This window comes from Neisseria sp. P0021.S006 (assembly GCF_051956895.1).
This window is the reverse complement of sequence record NZ_JBQCWZ010000691.1, coordinates 1-732: the sequence shown is the minus strand read 5'-3', so window position 1 is coordinate 732 and position 732 is coordinate 1. Positions and strand designations below refer to the sequence as shown.

The 732-nt window shown below is 46.2% G+C and carries 1 protein-coding gene; it reads left to right on the top strand.

Annotated features, from left to right (window positions below):
- Positions 1-610 (top strand): HAD family hydrolase (locus ACTHUM_RS16505; RefSeq protein WP_440403496.1); only part of this gene is annotated, 610 nt, incomplete at its 5' end.
- Positions 611-732: the final 122 nt, after the last annotated feature.

The window sequence follows — 732 nt, the reverse complement described above, 5'->3', positions numbered from 1 at the left end:
CTCTTGGCCGCAATACCTGATTAAAAAAGGCATAGTCGATGCGGCTGAAACCGAGGCGCAAAATGAAAAGTTCTACCAAGACTATCAAAACGGTTGTCTTGATATCGATGCCTTCCTCAAATTCCATCTCGCGCCTTTAGCCCGTTTCAGCAAGGAAGAATTGGCTGAGTTTCATCGCGAGTTTATGGCCGAATATATTGTTCCACACATTTCTCCGATGCAGCGTATGTTGGTGCAAAGCCATCAAATGGCGGGCGATGAAATGTTGGTTATTTCTTCGACCAACGAATTTATCATTACCCCTATCTGCCATCTTTTCGGTATTCACAACGTCATCGGCACACAGCTTGAAACCGGTGAAGACGGCCGATATACCGGCAACTATGTCGGTACGCCCAGCCTGAAAGAAGGCAAAATTACCCGATTGAACCAATGGCTTGCCGAGCGAGGCGAGACCTTTGAAAGCTACGGTAAGGTTTATTTTTACAGCGACTCCAAAAACGATTTGCCGTTGCTGCGTATTGTGGACGAACCTGTCGCCGTCAATCCGGATGCAGAGCTGGAAAAAGAAGCCAAAGCAAAAGGTTGGCCGATTTTGAATTTCAAATAACGACGAATCAGGCCGTCTGAAATATTTAACCTAACCACAACCTAATAAGGACTAAAACATGAAAACGACTAAACTCCTCGCCTCAGCCCTGTTGTTTGCCGCTGTATTCGGTACTGCACAAG